Source organism: Mycobacterium farcinogenes, assembly GCF_019739075.1.
GTDB lineage: Bacteria > Actinomycetota > Actinomycetes > Mycobacteriales > Mycobacteriaceae > Mycobacterium > Mycobacterium senegalense.
This window is the reverse complement of the sequence record NZ_CP081673.1, coordinates 3,276,193-3,294,307: the sequence shown is the minus strand read 5'-3', so window position 1 is coordinate 3,294,307 and position 18,115 is coordinate 3,276,193. Positions and strand designations below refer to the sequence as shown.

General features: G+C 67.9%; 18 protein-coding genes. 13 read left to right on the top strand and 5 right to left on the bottom strand.

The window, feature by feature from the left end; genetic code table 11:
* Positions 1-14: 14 nt before the first annotated feature.
* Positions 15-1,553, top strand: a complete 1,539-nt coding sequence (locus tag K6L26_RS15580; protein ID WP_245008600.1) for a molybdopterin-dependent oxidoreductase — start codon at positions 15-17, stop codon at positions 1,551-1,553.
* On the opposite strand, the gene K6L26_RS15575 is transcribed toward K6L26_RS15580, so the two are convergent.
* Together K6L26_RS15575 and K6L26_RS15570 are read right to left on the bottom strand one after the other, a co-directional pair.
* Positions 1,550-1,747, bottom strand: coding sequence for a hypothetical protein (locus K6L26_RS15575; RefSeq protein ID WP_019347655.1), 198 nt, complete (start codon positions 1,745-1,747; stop codon positions 1,550-1,552). The genes K6L26_RS15580 and K6L26_RS15575 overlap by 4 nt on opposite strands.
* A 31-nt stretch (positions 1,748-1,778) precedes the next feature.
* Positions 1,779-2,705, bottom strand: a complete 927-nt coding sequence (locus K6L26_RS15570) for an NADP-dependent oxidoreductase (protein WP_019347656.1) — start codon at positions 2,703-2,705, stop codon at positions 1,779-1,781.
* A 154-nt stretch (positions 2,706-2,859) separates the two neighbouring features.
* On the opposite strand from K6L26_RS15570, the gene lon reads away from it, so the two are divergent.
* The 7 genes from lon (at position 2,860) to K6L26_RS15535 (ending at position 9,355) form a co-directional block, all read left to right on the top strand.
* Positions 2,860-5,184, top strand: coding sequence for an endopeptidase La (gene lon, locus K6L26_RS15565; RefSeq protein WP_064897240.1), 2,325 nt, complete (start codon positions 2,860-2,862; stop codon positions 5,182-5,184).
* Between the two features lie 102 nt (positions 5,185-5,286).
* Positions 5,287-6,078, top strand: coding sequence for a lysophospholipid acyltransferase family protein (locus tag K6L26_RS15560; protein WP_221850689.1), 792 nt, complete (start codon positions 5,287-5,289; stop codon positions 6,076-6,078).
* A 71-nt stretch (positions 6,079-6,149) separates the two neighbouring features.
* A complete protein-coding gene (gene cycA / locus K6L26_RS15555) occupies positions 6,150-7,595 on the top strand; it encodes a D-serine/D-alanine/glycine transporter (RefSeq protein ID WP_036387186.1) in 1,446 nt (481 codons plus the stop codon).
* A gap of 3 nt (positions 7,596-7,598) precedes the next feature.
* Positions 7,599-7,931 carry a TfoX/Sxy family protein gene (locus K6L26_RS15550; RefSeq protein ID WP_085141600.1) on the top strand — a complete coding sequence of 111 codons (333 nt, stop codon included), beginning with the start codon at positions 7,599-7,601 and terminating at the stop codon, positions 7,929-7,931.
* 68 nt (positions 7,932-7,999) lie between these two features.
* Positions 8,000-8,224, top strand: a complete 225-nt coding sequence (locus K6L26_RS15545; protein ID WP_221850688.1) for a hypothetical protein — start codon at positions 8,000-8,002, stop codon at positions 8,222-8,224.
* A 13-nt stretch (positions 8,225-8,237) separates the two neighbouring features.
* Positions 8,238-9,104, top strand: coding sequence for an oxygenase MpaB family protein (locus K6L26_RS15540; RefSeq protein ID WP_221850687.1), 867 nt, complete (start codon positions 8,238-8,240; stop codon positions 9,102-9,104).
* The gene (locus K6L26_RS15535; RefSeq protein WP_019347663.1) at positions 9,104-9,355 is read left to right on the top strand and encodes a hypothetical protein; all 252 of its coding nucleotides are present in this window, start codon (positions 9,104-9,106) and stop codon (positions 9,353-9,355) included. Before K6L26_RS15540 ends, K6L26_RS15535 begins: the two co-directional genes overlap by 1 nt.
* Here the strand turns inward: K6L26_RS15535 and K6L26_RS15530 are convergent.
* Entirely contained in the window at positions 9,323-10,021 is a 699-nt protein-coding gene (locus K6L26_RS15530; RefSeq protein WP_221850685.1) for a DUF998 domain-containing protein, read from the bottom strand. The genes K6L26_RS15535 and K6L26_RS15530 overlap by 33 nt on opposite strands.
* A 12-nt stretch (positions 10,022-10,033) precedes the next feature.
* Entirely contained in the window at positions 10,034-10,222 is a 189-nt protein-coding gene (locus tag K6L26_RS31690) for a hypothetical protein (protein ID WP_245008787.1), read from the bottom strand.
* Between the two features lie 146 nt (positions 10,223-10,368).
* Here K6L26_RS31690 and K6L26_RS31975 point away from each other — a divergent pair, with 146 nt between their 5' ends.
* The 5 genes from K6L26_RS31975 to K6L26_RS15505 all read left to right on the top strand — a co-directional run bounded on the left by K6L26_RS31975 (position 10,369) and on the right by K6L26_RS15505 (position 16,598).
* Positions 10,369-10,659 (top strand): hypothetical protein, encoded by a 291-nt coding sequence (locus K6L26_RS31975; protein WP_342394398.1) that lies wholly within the window; start codon positions 10,369-10,371, stop codon positions 10,657-10,659.
* A gap of 9 nt (positions 10,660-10,668) precedes the next feature.
* Positions 10,669-11,397 (top strand): DUF72 domain-containing protein, encoded by a 729-nt coding sequence (locus tag K6L26_RS15520; protein ID WP_221850683.1) that lies wholly within the window; start codon positions 10,669-10,671, stop codon positions 11,395-11,397.
* A gap of 11 nt (positions 11,398-11,408) precedes the next feature.
* Positions 11,409-12,635 (top strand): NAD(P)/FAD-dependent oxidoreductase, encoded by a 1,227-nt coding sequence (locus K6L26_RS15515; protein WP_221850682.1) that lies wholly within the window; start codon positions 11,409-11,411, stop codon positions 12,633-12,635.
* 151 nt (positions 12,636-12,786) lie between these two features.
* The gene (locus K6L26_RS15510; RefSeq protein ID WP_221850680.1) at positions 12,787-13,443 is read left to right on the top strand and encodes a hypothetical protein; all 657 of its coding nucleotides are present in this window, start codon (positions 12,787-12,789) and stop codon (positions 13,441-13,443) included.
* On the top strand, positions 13,443-16,598 hold the full coding sequence (locus K6L26_RS15505) for a helicase HerA domain-containing protein (protein WP_221850678.1): 3,156 nt from the start codon (positions 13,443-13,445) through the stop codon (positions 16,596-16,598). Before K6L26_RS15510 ends, K6L26_RS15505 begins: the two co-directional genes overlap by 1 nt.
* Here K6L26_RS15505 and K6L26_RS15500 read toward each other — a convergent pair.
* On the bottom strand, positions 16,595-18,082 hold the full coding sequence (locus K6L26_RS15500; RefSeq protein WP_221850677.1) for an acetyl-CoA acetyltransferase: 1,488 nt from the start codon (positions 18,080-18,082) through the stop codon (positions 16,595-16,597). The genes K6L26_RS15505 and K6L26_RS15500 overlap by 4 nt on opposite strands.
* Positions 18,083-18,115 lie beyond the last annotated feature (33 nt).

Here is an 18,115-nt window from a genome sequence, read left to right as displayed (position 1 = left end):
GTAGGTTTGTACCGATGGCCCGGTCCTCGGCGAGTGCGTCACCCAATGTGCGGATGCTCGGCGGAATTGCCGCCGCCGCGGTGTCACTCGGGGTGGCTCAGGCCGTGGCCGTTCCGTTCCCCCCGCAAGCCGAGCCGCGCAACGCGGTGGGGGCAGCGGTAGTCGACCTGACGCCGGGTCCGGTCAAAGAGTTCGTGATTCAAGCACTCGGCGGTCTGGACAAACTCTTCCTGGGTGTCGCGGTACTGGTGGTGATCGCCGTGATCGCCGCTCTGGCCGCGACATACGAGACCCGGCACCGCCCGATCGGCAGCGCGATCTTCGTCGCCGCGGGTCTGCTCGGCTGCGCGGCGGTGCTCTCGCGGCCGGGAGCCACTCTGCCCGGCATCGTGCCGACGGTGGTGGGCACCGCGGCAGGGGTGGCGGTGCTGCGACTGCTCGTGCGCCTGTGGACCGCCCCCGACGATGATGCCGAACGTGTCGACACCACCAGACGGGCATGGTTGGCCACCGCCGGCATACTCGGATTCGGCGTGGCGAGCGGGCTGTTCGGTATCGTGGTCGCCCGGTTGACCAGTTCGGTGGCAGCAGAACGCGATACCTTGGCCATCCCCCGCCCACGCGTCCCCGCTCCGCCGATACCGCCCGGTGTGCAGCCCAAAGGCGTTGCCCTGCCGAGCTTCATCACCGACGCCGGTGACTTCTACCGCGTCGATACCGCACTTGTCGTGCCGCAGGTGAGCCGCGACGAATGGCGATTACGCATCCACGGCATGGTCGATCGGGAGGTCACCTACAGTTTCGACGATCTGACCCGCTTCGAGGTGGTCGAGAAGGCCATCACACTGACCTGTGTATCCAATCCCGTTGGCGGCGACCTGATCTCGACGGGAACGTGGACGGGCTACCGGGTGGCCGATCTGCTACGGGCCGCCGGCGTGCATCCCGACGCCGACATGGTGCTGTCCACCTCGGTGGACGGGTTCACCGTGGGCACCCCGGCGGACGCTCTCCTCACCGGCGACGACGCGCTGTTGGCCATCGGGCTCAACGGACAACCGCTACCGGTCGCACACGGTTATCCCGCCCGTCTGGTGGTGGCCGGACTCTACGGCTACGTGTCGGCCACCAAATGGGTCACGGACCTGGAACTGACCCGCTTCGACCGGGCCGAGGCGTACTGGACCAGACAAGGCTGGGCCCCGCGCGGACCGATCAAGACCGAGTCGCGAATCGACGTGCCGCGCAACGGTCAGACTCTGCCGGTCGGACCGACCACCTTCGGCGGCGTGGCGTGGGCGCAGAATCGCGGAGTCCGCGGCGTGGAAGTCCGAATCGACGACGGCCCATGGCTATCCGCCGAACTCGGGGACGCGTACTCCAACCAGACGTGGCGGTTGTGGAGCGTGCCCTGGCAGGCGACCGGCCCGGGCCGGCACACGCTCACCGTGCGCGCCACCGACAACACCGGCGCGGTCCAGACCTCAGACCAAGCCCCCACCGTGCCCGACGGCGCGACCGGTTGGCATTCGGTGAACTTCAGCGTCGCCTAGCCCTTGAGCTTGCGCCAACTGAGCACGGAGATCACGACACCGATCACCGCAGTGATCGGCCCGATGACCGACCACGTGGTGGTGTTGCTCATCGGGCTGCCCTGCAACACACCGAAACCCTGCAGCGCCCAGATCAGCCCGAACAGCGCCACGATCACACCGACCGCGAACGTCACGACATATCCCCTGTTCATGATTGGATGCTACGTCGCGGCCGAGACGCGGTCAGGGAACAAGCACCAATTTCCCTCTGGTATGGCGCTTTTCCAGCTCGGTGTAGGCGGCTTGGACGTCGTCGAGGGCGAACACCCCGGCGATCGGTACCTCGAGTTCGCCGGTGGCGGCGAGGTCTGCCAGTTCGGCGATGACCGCGATGTCGGCCCCCTCGGCATTCCCGGCACTCTGGACGCCGTACTGCTCGATCGCACCGAAATCGATGATGGTGTCGACGCGTTCGGCAGCCACCCCCAAGTCTTCAACGGCCAGCTTCACGTATCCGCCGCCGAAGAAATCGAGGAACGCGTCCACGCGGCCCGACGGCGATGCGGCGCGCAGCCGGGTGGCCAGACCGTCACCGTAGTTCACCGGTATCACGCCGAACCCGGTCAGCCAGTCGTCGTTCCCGGGCCCGGCGATGCCGAGCACCGTCGCACCCGCCCGCCTGGCCAGTTGCACCGCGATGCTTCCGACACCACCCGCGGCCCCCGCGACCGCGACGGTGTCCCCGGGCCGCAGCCGCACCGCGCGCACGGCCGCATAGGCGGTGGCGCCCGCGACATAAAGCGATCCGGCCACTTCCCAGGACAGGCCCGCCGGTTTGCGCGCCAACTGGGTGGCCGGCACCGCCACATACTCGGCATGGCTGGCGCGCGAGTCGGTGAAGCCGAGGACCTCGTCGCCGACCTGGAACTGCGCCACCCCGGACCCGAGTTCGGCCACCACGCCGGCGAGGTCACTGCCCTGCCCGGAGGGGAACGTGGCCGGGAACCGATCGTGCAACGCGCCCCGCCGGATCATGGCCTCACCGGGGTTGATGCCGGCTGCGCGCACCTTCACGAGTACCTCGCCCGCGGCCGGAGCGGGCCGCGGCACATCGCGCACCTGCAGTACGTCTATGCCGCCGTATTCGTCGAACTGCACAACTTTGCTCATGTTCCCTACGACCGATCACCCGGCCGAAACATTCCGCCGGGCCACATTTCGCTCTCAGCGATGTGGGGCATCGACTTGCCGATCGGGAAGTTGATCCGGGAACAAACCGAAGCCTGACAGAGTTGAGCGCATCAGACTGAACTTTGGAGGTTTGATGCCTGAACCAATCGCAGTGCCCGTTTTGTTCTTGAGCGAGCCGATCGTGCTGCCGGGAATGGTGGTGCCCGTCGAACTCGACGATGCCGCCCGCGCCGCCGTCGACGCCGCCCAGGCCAGCGAATCCGGCAAGCTGCTGATCGCCCCGCGGCTGGACGATCGCTACCCCACCCACGGTGTGATCGCGTCGATCGTGCAGGTCGGGCGCATGCCAGGCGGTGCGGAAGCCGCCGTCGTCCGCGGGGAACACCGTGCCCACATCGGTTCCGGAACCACCGGGCCGGGCGCGGCCCTATGGGTCGAGGTGGATCAAGCCGCCGAACCCGAATCGGTGACCGACGACACCAAGGCGCTGGCCGCCGAGTACAAGAAGCTGCTGCTGGCCATGCTGCAGCGGCGCGAGGCCTGGCAGATCGTCGACGTGGTCAACAAGATCACCGACCCGTCGGCCCTGGCCGACACGGCCGGTTACGCCTCGTACCTGACCGACGTGCAGAAGCGCGAACTGCTGGAGACCGAGGACGTCAGTCGTCGCCTCAGCCTGCTCGTGGAATGGACCGGCGATCATCTGGCCGAGGTCGAGGTCAACGACAAGATCGCCGAGGACGTCCGGGCCGGGATGGACAAGCAGCAGAAGGAATTCCTGCTGCGCCAGCAGTTGGCGGCCATCCGCAAGGAGCTGGGCGAAGGCGAACCCGAGGGCTCAGACGACTACCGGGCCCGCGTCGAGGCCGCCGACCTTCCAGAAAAGGTGCGGGAGGCCGCGCTGCGCGAGGTCGGCAAGCTGGAACGCTCCAGCGACCAGAGCCCTGAGGGCGGCTGGATCCGGACCTGGCTGGACACCGTGCTGGACCTGCCGTGGAACGTGCGGACCGAGGACTCGACCGATCTCAAGGGTGCTCGCGAAATCCTGGACGCCGACCACCACGGGCTGGACGACGTCAAGGACCGCATCGTCGAGTACCTGGCCGTGCGGGCCCGCCGGGCCCAGCGCGGCATGGCCGTCGTCGGCGGCCGCGGGTCGGGTGCCGTGATGGTGCTGGCCGGCCCGCCCGGGGTCGGCAAGACCTCGCTCGGTGAGTCCGTCGCCCGCGCGCTGGGCCGCAAGTTCGTGCGGGTCGCGCTGGGCGGTGTGCGCGACGAGGCCGAGATCCGTGGCCACCGGCGTACCTACGTCGGCGCGCTGCCGGGCCGCGTCGTGCGGGCCATCGGCGAGGCGGGTTCGATGAATCCCGTCGTGCTGCTGGACGAGATCGACAAGGTGGGCTCCGACTACCGGGGTGACCCCTCGGCAGCGCTGCTCGAGGTGCTGGACCCGGCGCAGAACCACACGTTCCGCGACCACTACCTGGAGCTGGACCTGGACCTGTCCGACGTGGTGTTCCTGGCGACGGCCAACGTCATCGAGAACATCCCGTCGGCGCTGCTGGACCGGATGGAGCTGATCCAGCTCGACGGCTACACCGAGGACGACAAGGTCGCCATCGCCCGCGACTACCTGCTGCCCCGGCAGGCCGAACGGGCGGCCCTGACCGAGTCCGAGGTGACGGTGACCGATGCGGCACTGCGCAAGATCGCCGCGGACTACACCCGCGAACCAGGCGTGCGGCAATTCGAGCGGTTGCTGGCCAAGGCGTTGCGCAAGGTGACGACGAAGCTGGACTCGACAGATTCCCCCATCACGATTGATGAACCGAATCTGGTGGAGTACCTGGGCCGTCCACGGTTCACACCGGAATCCACCGAGCGCACCGCGGTGCCCGGTGTGGCGACCGGTCTGGCCGTCACCGGCCTGGGCGGCGACGTGCTCTACATCGAGGCGAACGGGAACGACGGAGAGCCGGGCCTGAAGCTGACCGGTCAGCTGGGTGACGTGATGAAGGAGTCGGCACAGATCGCGCTGTCCTACGTCCGTGCCCACGCCGAGCAGTTGGGCGTCGACCCGAAGACTCTCGACCGCCAGATCCACGTGCACGTGCCCGCGGGTGCGGTGCCCAAGGACGGTCCGTCGGCCGGCGTCACGATGGTCACGGCACTGGTGTCGATGGCCACCGGGCGGCAGGTGCGCGGCGACGTCGGCATGACCGGTGAGGTCACGCTCAACGGCCGGGTGCTACCGATCGGCGGCGTCAAGCAGAAGCTGCTCGCGGCGCAACGCGCCGGACTGAAGACGGTCTTCATCCCGCACCGCAACGAGCCTGATCTGGATGAGGTTCCGGCCGAGGTGCTGGACGCCTTGGAGGTCAAACCGATGACCGATGTCGCCGACATCATCGCCGAGGCGCTGGAACCGATCCGCGAGGGCGCATCGGTCGCCGCATAAGCAGCCGACGGGCTCGCCATCGACAGACCGTCCGCCGTTGCGACTCCCGAAGTCGCAACGGCGGACGGTTTATTTGTCGGCATTCTGGTCATTCTGGCCGCGATGGACGAAAGCGAGCTCGACCAGTGGGATCCCGCCGTCACCCGACAGATGAGGTCGTTGGCGGGACCGATCGCGAAGTGCTGGTTCCGCTCCGAGGTTCGCGGCCTGGAGAACATTCCGGACGACGGCGGTGCGCTGGTGGTCTCGAATCACTCCGGCGGAATGCTGACGCCCGATGTCCTGGTCTTCGCGCCGGAGTTCTACCGCCACTTCGGCTACGACCGTCCGCTCTACACCCTGGCCCATTACGGGGTGCTGCTCGGGCCGACCGGCGATATGTTCCGGCGACTCGGAGTGATCCACGCCAGCCGGCAGAACGCCGCCGCGGCCCTGGATTCGGGTGCTGTGGTGCTGGTGTTTCCCGGCGGCGATTACGACGTCTACCGACCCACCGCCGAGGCGAACACCATCGATTTCAACGGGCGGACCGGATACGTGCGGACCGCGCTGACCGCGGGTGTCCCGATCGTGCCGACCGTGTCGATCGGCGCCCAGGAAAGCCAGCTGTTCCTGACCCGGGGCAACTGGCTGGCCGAGCGACTCGGGCTGCCTCGCATCCGGCTGGACATCTTGCCGGTGAGCATCGGCTTCCCTTTCGGCCTCAGCGTCCTCGTGCCGCCCAACCTGCCACTCCCCACCAAGATCGTCACCGAAGTCCTGCCTCCGATCGACATCACCGCACGCTTCGGCGCCGACCCCGATGTCCACGAGGTCGACGCCCACATCCGCGGCGTCATGCAGACCGCACTCGACCGGCTGGCCGCGCAGCGACGCTTCCCCATCCTCGGCTGACAACCCGCCCGGGCCGACCAAAGGGAAGGCTGGGTGCAGCCGCGGCGGACAGACCTGCAATCCTTCACGGTGTGACGTCAGATACAGCCACGGACGAACGCCATCTCTCCCGCCAGCTCGCCAACCGGCACATCCAGTTGATCGCCATCGGCGGCGCGATCGGAACGGGCCTGTTCATGGGGTCCGGCAAGACCATCTCGCTGGCCGGGCCTTCCGTGCTGTTCGTCTACATGATCATCGGCTTCATGCTCTTCTTCGTGATGCGGGCCATGGGCGAACTGCTCCTGTCCAACCTGCATTACAAGTCCTTCGCCGATTTCGCGGCCGACCTGCTCGGGCCGTGGGCAGGCTTCTTCACCGGCTGGACCTACTGGTTCTGCTGGATCGTCACGGGTGTCGCCGACGTGGTGGTGATCGCCGGGTATGTCGCCTTCTGGTGGCCGGACCTGCCGCTGTGGATTCCGGCACTGGCCACGGTCGTAGTGCTGATCGGGCTGAACCTGCCGACCGTGCGGGCCTTCGGTGAGACCGAGTTCTGGTTCGCGCTGATCAAGATCATCGCGATCGTGACGCTGATCGTCATCGGACTGGTGATGATCTTCACCAGTTTCACCGCGCCCACCGGCGCGCAGGCATCTTTCGCCAACCTGTGGAACGACGGCGGCTTCTTCCCCACCGGCCCAATGGGTTTCGTGGCCGGCTTCCAGATCGCCACCTTCGCGTTCGTGGGCATCGAACTGGTCGGGACCACCGCCGCCGAGGCCAAGGACCCCGAGCGCAACCTGCCCAAGGCGATCAACTCGATCCCCGTGCGCGTCATGCTCTTCTACGTCGCCGCGCTGACCATCATCATCGCGGTCACCCCGTGGCGCGAGATCGATCCCGAACTCAGCCCCTTCGTGGCGATGTTCAGCCTCGCCGGCCTCGGAATCGCCGCCTCGGTCGTCAACTTCGTGGTGCTGACCTCGGCGACGTCATCGGCCAACTCCGGCATCTATTCCACCTCGCGGATGGTTTACGGCCTGGCCACCGAAGGCGACGCGCCGAGCCTGTTCGGCCGGCTCACGTCCCGGCGCGTACCCGCCAACGCGTTGTTCCTGTCCGGGGTCTTCCTGCTGTCGGGGGTCGTCATGGTCGCCGCAGGCGACTCGATCGTCGCGGCGTTCACCTTGGTCACCACGATCTCGTCGCTGTGCTTCATCTTCGTCTGGACGATCATCCTGGTGAGCTACCTGGTGTATCGGAAGCGCCGTCCGGAACTGCACGAGGCATCGAAGTTCAAGATGCCCGGCGGTGTCGTGATGTGCTACGTGGTGCTTGCGTTCTTCGCCTTCCTGCTGTGGGCGTTCACCCAGAAGGAAGACACCCTGCAGGCCGAGCTGGTCACCCCGGCATGGTTCCTGGTGCTCGGCATCGCCTGGTTGGTGCTGCGGCGTCGACCCGAGCATCTGGCTCGTGAAGCCGCCTTCGAGGCCGAGCTCCAGTCCGGCGATCGCGAGTCGAAGGATGCCGACTGACCGATGGCCTTCGACCCGGACCTGGCCAACCGCATCCGTGAATTGACCGCCACCGAAAGCGGTCTGGACGAGAAGCGCATGTTCGGTGGGCTGGCGTTCCTGATCAACGGCAACATGGCGGTCGCGGCAACCCGAGAAGGCGGCCTGATGGTGCGGGTGTCCCGGGGCGACAGCGACAAGCTGCTCGGGCGCGCCCACGTCGAGCCGATGGTGATGGGTGGCCGGGAGATGCGGGGATGGCTGCGGATCGCCGGCCCCGGCGTGAAGACCAACCGCCAGCTCCAGTCGTGGGTCGCCCGGGGAATCGAGTACGCCAAGAGCCTGCCGCCCAAGTAGTTTCCGGGACGCCAACCAGAATCGCCATTAACATAGAGTCCGCCTGACAACGACGGGGGCGCACTTTCATGTTGACCGCAGTACGCAAGATTCTCGGCTTCCAGATGACCATCGCCGAGTGGATCGGGACGGCCATGCTGCTCGCAGTTCCCTACCTGCTGATCGGCCTGGTCTGGTCGCTCACCCACACCGGCCATCTGGCCGGCATGCATGGCGCCGACGCCGTGGTCTCCTTCCTGGGCTCCATCGTCTCCTGGCCAGTCCTGCTGTTCACCAACGTGTGCATGAGTTGACGAGGGCCGACGCATGACTTCCATTCCCGCCAACCGGATCTCGGTCACCCGGCGCACCTCACGGTGGTCCGACGAGGACGTCACCATCGCCGATGCGATGGACCTGTGGGGGTTCGCCGCGGGCGCCGCCAACGTGATCATGCAGCTGTCCTCACCGGGCGTGGGTTACGGAGTTGTCGAGAGCACCGTCGATTCCGGCAACCTGCTCAAGCACCCATGGAAACGCGCCCGCACCACCCTGAGCTATCTGGCAGTGGCAATCCTCGGTAACCCCGAGGACCGGGCGGCCTTCCGCGACGCCGTCGACACCGCGCACCGCCACGTCCGGTCCGGACCCGCAAGCCCCGTGCAGTACAACGCCTTCGACCGCGAGCTGCAGCTGTGGGTCGCAGCCTGCCTGTTCGTCGGGCTGGAGGACGTCTACCAGCTGTTGCGGGGCGAGATGACCGACACCGCGGCAGAGCAGTTCTACCAATCCGCCGCGACATTGGGCACCACGCTGCAAGTCAGCCCCGACCAGTGGCCCGCGTCGCGGGCGGAGTTCGACACCTATTGGGACAGCGCGTGCGCCCGAGTTCAGATGGACGACGTCGTCAGAAAGTATCTGCACGATCTGGTGGACCTGCGGATGATCAACCCACTGCTGCGCATACCGTTTCGGCCGCTGCTGAAATTCCTCACGACGGGTTTCCTTGCCCCGGTGTTCCGCGACGCCGTCGGCTTCGGCTGGGGCCCCGGTCGCCAGCGCCTGTTCGAATGGCTGTTCCTGGTGGTGGCGTTCGGCAACCGCTTTCTGCCGGTGTTCATCCGCCAAGGCGGCAGTTACCTGCTGCTCGCCGACGTGCGCCGGCGGGTGGCCGCCCACAAGGCGCTGATCTGATGGACCGGGTCCGCCGCGTCTTGAGCTACAAGCTCAGCGTCGAGCAACTGCTCGAGACCCTGATGTGGTTGTCCCTGCCGTACCTGGTGATCGGCCTGGTCTGGACGTTCTTCCACCCCGAACAGGTGCAGCTCATCGAGTCGAGCTTGCTGACCAAATTCCCGGCCGGCGCCGATCTGGTGGCCTTCGGTCAGGTGACGCTGCTGTGGCCGGTGCTGCTACTGGGTGCCGACGTGTGCGTCACGATGTGAACGCAACAGCCGCACCGCCACCGCCGCGATGAACACCCACAGCACCCCGCCGCTGACCCACGTCGGTAGATAGTTGAACGCCTCGGTCGGCGCACCGGCGTTGAGGCCCATGTACGCCCCCACCGACAACACCCCGATGCCGACCACCGCCGACATGACCATCCAAACCCGGTCGCCGGTCTGCGCGAAAAACCTTGCCAACGCCAAACATCCACAGGTGACAGCCAGGAAACCGAGGCCACCGGCCGCGCCGTGAATCTTGGCCGGGGTGCTCAACCCGTCAGCCCCCGGATAGCCCTGCGCCGCGCCCGGCGGGAATCCGAAGCGAGGATCGGTCGGGTTGAGCCCGACCACCACACCGGCCAGCAACCCGTAGAGCATCACACACACCGCCGCCAACCGGCCGGACAGCACGCCCGAGGTCGCACGCCAGATCCCCACCCCGAAAGCCATCAGCAGCAATCCGCACCCGATGAAGTTCGCGGTTTGAACCCAACCGCAATCACCAAGAGCCAAAAGGGAATTGGCATGTCGCGCCGGGTCGAAGCCGGGACGGGTGAAGGCCAGGGCCAGCGATACGGTGGTGATCACCGACCCGGCGGCCACCCCGGCGCCGAGCAATACCGCGGTGAGCCGGCCATCGGCGCGGCGCGAATCAGGTGTCACGGAAACTCGACGCTACCGTCCGAACCGGCCGGTCGATTGGCTAGGGTCTTGCGTCGTGAAGGCTTGCCTCGTCCGCAGTGCAATCTTGGGAGCCGCCGTCTCGGCACTGGCCGGATGCGCGTCGGGAACCGTCGTCAACACCGACGATGCCGCGCCACCACCGCCGGCGAGCACCACCACGGCGCCCCCGGTGTTCAGCACCGCACACCTGGTAAACGCCGCCGACTACCTTCTTCGAGGTCAACGGCCGCAAGGCCTACTACTTCAGCACTCCGAGCGGGCGCTGGCAGTGCGCCATCCTGCCCCGCGACCGCGCCGGCTGCCAAGCCGCGGGCGGCTCCTCGTCGATGGCCGTGTCCGGAGCACCCGAGGAGGTGCCCGACCCGGCCGGCGGTACGGCAGCACCGAATGCCCTTGTGCTGGACCGCGACAACGACGCCCAATTCGTCAACCTGGCACAGCCCGATTTCGCGCAGCCGGCCGCCGTCGTACTGCCGTTCGGGAAGGCACTGGCAGTAGCCGGTTTCCGCTGCAACGTCCAGGAACAATCCGGGGTGTCCTGTGTCCGGGAACTGACCGGCCGAGGTTTCACCTTCTCCGCCGAGGGCTACACCCTGCAGTACACGGACGTCCCCTAGCGATGGAACATGATCAGGATCGGCACCTCGGGTTGGTCATACGACCACTGGACCGATGTGCTGTATCCCCGCGGCACACCGGCGAAATCCCGGCTGGCCCACTACGTCGACGAATTCGACACCGTCGAACTCAACGGCAGCTTCTACCGCTGGCCGGCTGACACCACGTTCACCGGATGGCGCGACCAGATGCCCGACGGGTTCACCATGTCGGTCAAGGCGCACCGTGGATTGACCCACTACCGGCGGCTGCGCTCACCCGAGTCCTGGACACCACGTTTCGCGGACTACTGGAAGCTGCTCGGTCCGCACAACGAGGCACTGCTGGTCCAGCTGCACCCCGCCCTCGAACGCGATGACGATCTGCTCGACGCGTTCCTTTCCCAACTCCCCCGCCCCGTCCAGGTCGCGATGGAACTACGCCACCCGTCGTGGGATGCGCCCCCTGTATACGGTCTGCTGGAACGGCACGGTGCCGCCTACGTGGTGATGAGCGGTCCCGGTTTGACCTGCCGGCCGGTGGCTACCAGCGATCTGGTCTACCTGCGCATGCACGGCCCCGGCGACCACGGCATCTACGCGGGCCGTTACTCCGACGACGAGCTGTGCCGGTGGGCCGAACAGATCCGCGACTGGGACCAGCACGAGCACCGGGTCGTCGTCTACTTCAACAACGATCTCGGTGGTCACGCGGTACGCAACGCCCGAAAACTGAAGCAGTTGCTGTCGGGCGAGTAGGCTGAGTTGGCATGACCACGTCGTCCACATTCGCGATCGTCGGCGGTGGACTGGCCGGCGCCAAAGCCGCTGAAGCTTTGCGGGACAACGACTTTGACGGCCATGTCGTGTTGTTCGCCGCCGAAGACAAGCTCCCCTACGAGCGTCCGCCGCTGTCCAAGGAATACCTGGCCGGCAAGAAGAAACTCGATGACTTCACCGTCGATCCCGCGGCCTGGTACCGCGACCACAACGTCGACCTGCGGCTGGGCACCGAAGTCAGCGCCCTCGACCCCGCCGGCCACACGCTCGCACTGCCCGACGGCACCACTGTCGGCTACGACAAACTGCTACTGGCCACCGGGTCCGCCTCACGCCGGCCACCGATCCCCGGGTCGGACGCGGCAGGAGTGCACTATCTGCGCACGATCGACGACGCCGCCGCCTTGAGTGCGGCACTGGCCCCCGGGGCGACGCTGGCCATCGTCGGCGCCGGCTGGATCGGGCTGGAGGTCGCCGCCGGCGCCCGAAGCCGCGACGTGAACGTCACCGTCGTCGAAGCCGCCCACCTGCCGCTGCTGGCCGCCCTGGGCACCGAAGTCGGTGAGGTGTTCGCGCAGTTACACCGAGCGCACGGCGTAGATCTACGGCTGGACCAGTCGGTACAGGAGGTGACCACAGCCGACGGCACCGCCACCGGGCTACGCCTCGGCGACGGCTCCACCGTCGCCGCCGATGCGGTGCTGATCGCCGTCGGAGCCGCACCGAACATCGGACTGGCCGAACAGGCCGGACTGGCCGTGGCAGACGGCGGCGTGCTCGTCGACGCATCACTGCGCACCAGTGACCCCGACATCTATGCCGTCGGCGACATCGCCGCGGCCCAGCATCCTTTCTTCGGGGTGCGGATCCGCACCGAGCACTGGGCCAACGCGCTCAAACAGCCCGCAGTGGCAGTGGCGGGCATGCTGGGCAAAAGTGCGGAGTACGACGAGCTGCCCTATTTCTTCACCGATCAGTACGACCTCGGTATGGAATACGTCGGACACGCACCCGAATATCAGCGGGTGGTGTTCCGCGGCGACGTTGCTGGACGCGAGTTCGTCGCGTTCTGGCTCGACGGCGCGAACCGGGTTCTGGCAGGGATGAACGTCAACGTGTGGGATGTCCTTGACGACGTCAAGGCGCTGATCCGCTCGGCCGCCCCGGTCGATCCGGACCGCATCGCCGACCCCGCCCAGCCCCTGCCGGTCGGGTAGCTGCGGGCCCCGTACCTGACGTGCGGGCGAAAACCGTGCAGCGCAACAACATTCTCGCGGGGTCGGGGGTACACGCTAACGTGCATGAGACACGTGCCGGTATCGCCCCGCCCGCGTGCCACGACCACGACGGCAGGAAGGTGAGCATCCGGTGAATGTCGCGCCCGACGAGCTGACCGGCACAGAACAGGCAGTGCTGCTGGTACTCATGGCCGAGTCCCGCCCGGTGCCCAATCCTGAGCTGGAGCGGCTCGGGCCCAAGCTCGACAAGCCGAAACGCGACCGGCTCAACCGGCTGGGACTGATCGAATCCAGCGGCACCCGGCCCGTGGTCCACGAGCTGACCGACGCGGGCTGGGCACTGTGCCGGTCCCTGTTCGGCGCCGGAGCACCGCCCCGGTCCACCGGGCAGGGCAAGGCGCTCTACACCCTGCTGGCAGCGCTGCACCGCTACTTCGAGAAAGCCGAGCTGGTACCCGCCGACGTGTTCCTGCCCGCCGAACAGCCCGCTGGCGTGACCGCTGAGGCGCCAGCAGCGGCGACCGGGGCCGATCCTGAACTCCAGTTGCGCACCGCCTACGCCGGGCTGGCCGCCCGGCCCGGAGGCTGGGTGAGCCTGCTGCGGCTGCGCCATGCCCTACCCGGCCTGCCCCGACCCACCGTCGACGCCGCGCTGATCAGCCTCTATCAGCAGCCCGGCGTCAGCCTGATCCCCGAGGAGAACCAGAAGGTGCTGACCCCCGCCGACCGCGAAGCCGCGGTGGAGATAGGTAACCAGGACAAGCACCTGATCGCGATCGAGTCCTGATGGAGTCAGCGCACCGCGAAGCGCTCAGCGCGCTTCGTCTGACCTGGGCGCCCACTGCCGACGATCTCTGGCATTCGCAGGGCGCACTGCACGTGCGCGGCCTCCACGACCGGCCGATGGCCGATGTCATGGCCGCCTTCGGCGACGCCGTACGAGAAACCGACTCCAGCCCACTGGGCGTGGTGGTTCGCGGCCCGGCGGGCTCCGGCAAGACCCACCTGCTCGGTCAGGTGCGCGAACAGGTGCAGACCAGCGGCGGTTTCTTCTTCCTGGTCGAACTGCTCGATGCGGCAGGCTTCTGGCAGTCCGCCCGCGCGGGCATCCTGGAAAGCCTGGGCCGGCCGGGCAGCGAGCGCGAAACCCAACTGAAAGACCTGTTGTGGGAGCTGTCCTCGGTGGCCCATATCTCTCGGGCCAACCGCCGGGCCGTGATCGGCGACGACGATCTGACCCCCGAGATCCTCACCGACTTCGTCAACTCACTGCACAAGGTGCACCGCCACACCGTCAAACGCGCCCACCACACCTTGCGTGCCCTGGTCCTGCTCGGTGCCGGCGACCTCGAGCTGCAGGACATCGGCGAGGCCTTCCTGACCGGCAACGGTGAGAAAGAAGCCTGGGGCCTGCCCGCGCCGGTACTCACTCCGCAGGAATCGGTGCGCGACATCTCGCGGTTGATCGCGCTGGCCGGCCCGTCCGTTCTGGCCCTCGACCAGATCGACACCTTGCTGGCCCAGTCCGTCGACCGCACCGACAGTGCCGGCGCCGAACCGGGCGCCGATGGAGCTGCCCGCCCCGCAGGCAACAACGACCTCGAGCACATCGCGCACGGGCTGATGTCCATCCGCCAGACCATGCGCCGCACCGTCGGCGTGGTGGCCTGTCTGCCCGCGGCCTGGGAAGCCATCCAGGACCGCGCCACCGCCACGGTGCAGGACCGCTTCCGGACCACCGCGCTGCTGCAGGGCCTACCGACGCCGGAGGTCGGGCGCGCCATCCTGGAACGGCGGTTCACCGCCAGCTACTCGGCGATCGGGTTCGCCGCGCCGTATCCGAGTTGGCCCATCCTGCCCTCGGCGTTCGACGAGACCACCCAGTACACGCCCCGCCAGTTGCTCAAACGCGCCGACACCCATGTGCGCCGCTGCCTGGAACGCGACACTGTCGAAGAGCTCGCCAGTCTCACCGCCGAGCAGACGGGTGCGCACGAAACCTCCGCGGGAGGTGCGGCACCCGGAGACACCGGCGAACTGGACCGCCGCTTCGCCGAATACCGGCACCGCGCGGTGACCGTGGCCGCGCTGGATCCCGACGGCGAGGACACCACGATGCCCGGCCTGCTGTCGGCCGCTCTGGACGCATGGATCACCGAGCTGGGCGAAGCCGGTCAGGCGTTCCGGCCCGATCCGCTGCCCGGCCAGCGGGTGGTGCTGCACGGACGGCTGCGCCAGACCCTCGACGCCGCGACCGACGACGAACGGCACTGGGCATTTCGCGCGATCTCGTCCGGCAACGCCGTCGCGGTGCAGAACAGGATTCGCAAAGCCTGGGAGGCCACCGGCTTCAACCCGGACCGGCGCCTGCTGTTCCTGCTGCGGAACACCGCGTGGCCCAAGGGCGCCAAGACCGCGGTGATCATCGCCGAGTTCGAGGCGGCCGGCGGCCGGGTGCTGCCGATGAGTGAAGACGACGTGCGGACCATGACAGCGCTGCGCGATCTGATCGACGACAACCACGCCGACCTGCCCGAATGGCTGCGCCGGCGCCGCCCCGCCCACGGGATCGGCTGGCTGCGCGCCGCCCTCGGAGAAATCGCGGGCGATCCACCGCCGCCGGCCCAGATCGACGTGGACGCCGAGCTCGCCACCGGGCCGATCCGAACCCAGCAGGCCGCACCGGTGATCGAGCACTCGCCCACCGCGGTCACCCTGGGCCTCGACAGCGCGGGCGGGCGGCCGGTGTCGGTAGACCTGGCCGCGCTGCGCAAACACACCGCGATCTTCGCCGGCTCCGGGTCGGGCAAGACCGTGCTGATCCGGCGACTGGTCGAGGAGTGCGCGCTGCGCGGCGTGTCCTCGATCGTGCTGGACCCCAACAACGATCTGTCCCGGTTGGGTGAACGTTGGGCTGACACTCCGCCGGGCTGGAACCCGGCCGACGATGAACGCGCCGACGCATATTTCGAGAACACCGAGGTCGTGGTGTGGACCCCGCGTCGGTCCACCGGCCGCCCGCTGTCCTTTCAGCCGCTGCCCGACTTCGCCAGTGTCCTCGACGACGACGACGAGTTCTCCGATGCCGTCGAATCCGCTGTCGCCGCGCTCGAGCCGCGCGCGTTGATCGCCGGCAACACCGCCAAGGCCGAGCGGTCCCGCGCGGTGCTGCGGGAGGCGCTGCGGTTCTACGGCGCCGGCCCGTCGGTGACCCTCGGCGGGTTCATCGATCTGCTCAGCAATCTGCCCGTCGAGGTGAGCGCGCTGGGCGGGGCCCACAAACTGGCCGCCGAGCTGGCCCAGAATCTGCGGGCCGCGACCGTCAACGACCCACTGTTCGGCGGCACGGGGACGGCCGCCGACCCGGGGATGCTGCTGACTCCGTCGCCGGGCTACCGCGCCCGGGTATCGGTGATCAGCATGGTCGGTCTGACCAACGACCAGCAGCGCGAGGGGTTCGTCAACCAGTTGCAGATGGCGCTGTTCGCCTGGATCAAGCGCAACCCGGCCGGGGACCGGCCGCTGGGCGGGCTGCTGGTGATGGACGAGGCGCAGAACTTCGCACCGTCCAGCCACACGACCGCCTCCACCCACAGCACGCTGGCGCTGTCGTCGCAGGCCCGAAAGTACGGGCTGGGGCTGGTTTTCGCCACACAGTCGCCGCGCGGGCTGCACAACCACATCCCCGGCAACGCCACCACGCAGTTCTACGGCCTGCTGAACTCTCCCGCCCAGATCGCGGTGGCCCGGGAAATGGCCAGGGTCAAGGGCGGTCATGTGCCCGACATCAGCAAGCTGCGCTCGGGCCAGTTCTACGTGGCGTTGGAAGGCAACGCGTTCCACAAGATCCAGGCACCCTGGTGCCTGTCGAGTCATCCGCCCAGCCCGCCGACCACCGACGAGGTCCTCGCGCTCGCCCAGCGGGAATTGGCGGCACGCTAGAGCAGCGTCGCGCTGCCGTCGGCGTGCACCTGAACCTTGGCCCCGGCGATGTCCTCGGAGAGCGTCGCCGCGGCCTGTGACTCGTCGACGATTCGGGCCAGCGTGCGTGCGCCCTCCGGGGTGCGCACCGCCAGGAAGGCTCGCTCCGCGGTGCCGTCGCGCCCCACCGGCGTGGTCCAGGATTCCACGGCGCCGGTGCCGACGAAGTCCACCTGCAGCTGCCGCGTCGGCTCGGCGTCTACCTCGGATTGAACGTCCTGCCAACGGAATTCGTGGGTGGGCGGTTCGGTACCGTACACGCCGAAGCTGTGTTTGGTGAGGTAGCCGCCGTTGGCGGTGATCAGGCCGCGGCTGCCCGGATTGGCCACCAGCCGCTCAGCCATGGTGGCAATCGAATGGGATACGTAGTTGTTCCACGGCCCGCCCGCGAACGTGAGCCCGCCGGTCACCGTCAGCGGCCGCGACGGATCAGCCAGGGGCAGACCGATCTCGGCCGCTGCCACCTGCACCGCCGACGGGAAACACGAATACACGTCGACGAAGTCGACCTCGTCGGCCGAGACGCCGGCCAACTCCAGGACTCGGCGCCCGGCGATCCGGATCGCCGGGGACCGGTACAACTCGGCCCGCTCGCCGATCGCGTAGGTGTCGTGCGAATCGGTGCCGGCATACGGGAAAACCCAACGGTCAGAAGGAATCTGGAGATATGTCGCCTTCCCGACCGTGGTCAGGACCAGCACCGCGCCCTGGTCCACCATGTTGTTGGAGTTCATCAACTTGGTGTAGGGCCAGCTGATCATCCGGTTGTCGGGGCCGGGTTGCCAGATCTGCTCGGCCGGCACCGCATCGGAACTCCAGGCGTGCGGGTTGTCGGCGGCCACCGCGCTGAACCGAGACCACAACTCACCGATCCGCCTGCGGTGCGCATCGCTGGTCTCGCCACCCGCGATGCGCAGCGCCTGTTCGAACATCGGGTACACATAGGCCGGCCGGTCCAGATTGATCCGGAGTTCGGCCTCGCCGGCCATCGGCACCCCGTCGTGCGCACCCGGGGCCTCGGGCACGGATTCGTCCTGACGCGTCCACTCCGGCTTGATTCCGCGGGCGCGCAACCGGCTGCGGGTACGCCAGGTCTCCGCACCGGCGATCAGCACCACCTCGGCCCGGCCGCTCCGCAGATCCCGGCAGGCTTCGTTCACCAGCGTCTGCGGTACGTTGCCCCCGACCCCGGTATAGCGCGTGGCGGCCTTGGCGGCCCGGATCCGCTGGGCCAGCAGCAAACCCGGATCGCGGTAGTGCCAGGAGAGCAGGTTGACGATGCGGACCGAATCCACCGCCTCGAGTACCCGCGGGTCGGCAGCGGCCCTGGCCGCGGCGACCATCAGATCGACGGGTTCGACCTCCGGCTTCTCCTGCCGTTGGTTGACCTGGCCGTAACCCACCAATACCGGGGTTCGCGGGTCGAGGGTGCGCGGGACCGTCATGCCCACGAACCTAGCCGACGCGGTCACCCGCCT

Bases quoted from the DNA above. Each gene is read 5' to 3' on its own strand.
- K6L26_RS15580 (WP_245008600.1), top strand. From the start codon at position 15: ATGGCCCGGTCCTCGGCGAGTGCGTCACCCAATGTGCGGATGCTCGGC.
- K6L26_RS15575 (WP_019347655.1), bottom strand. From the start codon at position 1,747: ATGAACAGGGGATATGTCGTGACGTTCGCGGTCGGTGTGATCGTGGCG.
- K6L26_RS15570 (WP_019347656.1), bottom strand. From the start codon at position 2,705: ATGAGCAAAGTTGTGCAGTTCGACGAATACGGCGGCATAGACGTACTG.
- lon (WP_064897240.1), top strand. From the start codon at position 2,860: ATGCCTGAACCAATCGCAGTGCCCGTTTTGTTCTTGAGCGAGCCGATC.
- K6L26_RS15560 (WP_221850689.1), top strand. From the start codon at position 5,287: ATGGACGAAAGCGAGCTCGACCAGTGGGATCCCGCCGTCACCCGACAG.
- K6L26_RS15550 (WP_085141600.1), top strand. From the start codon at position 7,599: ATGGCCTTCGACCCGGACCTGGCCAACCGCATCCGTGAATTGACCGCC.
- K6L26_RS15545 (WP_221850688.1), top strand. From the start codon at position 8,000: ATGTTGACCGCAGTACGCAAGATTCTCGGCTTCCAGATGACCATCGCC.
- K6L26_RS15540 (WP_221850687.1), top strand. From the start codon at position 8,238: ATGACTTCCATTCCCGCCAACCGGATCTCGGTCACCCGGCGCACCTCA.
- K6L26_RS15535 (WP_019347663.1), top strand. From the start codon at position 9,104: ATGGACCGGGTCCGCCGCGTCTTGAGCTACAAGCTCAGCGTCGAGCAA.
- K6L26_RS31975 (WP_342394398.1), top strand. From the start codon at position 10,369: ATGGCCGTGTCCGGAGCACCCGAGGAGGTGCCCGACCCGGCCGGCGGT.
- K6L26_RS15520 (WP_221850683.1), top strand. From the start codon at position 10,669: ATGATCAGGATCGGCACCTCGGGTTGGTCATACGACCACTGGACCGAT.
- K6L26_RS15515 (WP_221850682.1), top strand. From the start codon at position 11,409: ATGACCACGTCGTCCACATTCGCGATCGTCGGCGGTGGACTGGCCGGC.
- K6L26_RS15505 (WP_221850678.1), top strand. From the start codon at position 13,443: ATGGAGTCAGCGCACCGCGAAGCGCTCAGCGCGCTTCGTCTGACCTGG.
- K6L26_RS15500 (WP_221850677.1), bottom strand. From the start codon at position 18,082: ATGACGGTCCCGCGCACCCTCGACCCGCGAACCCCGGTATTGGTGGGT.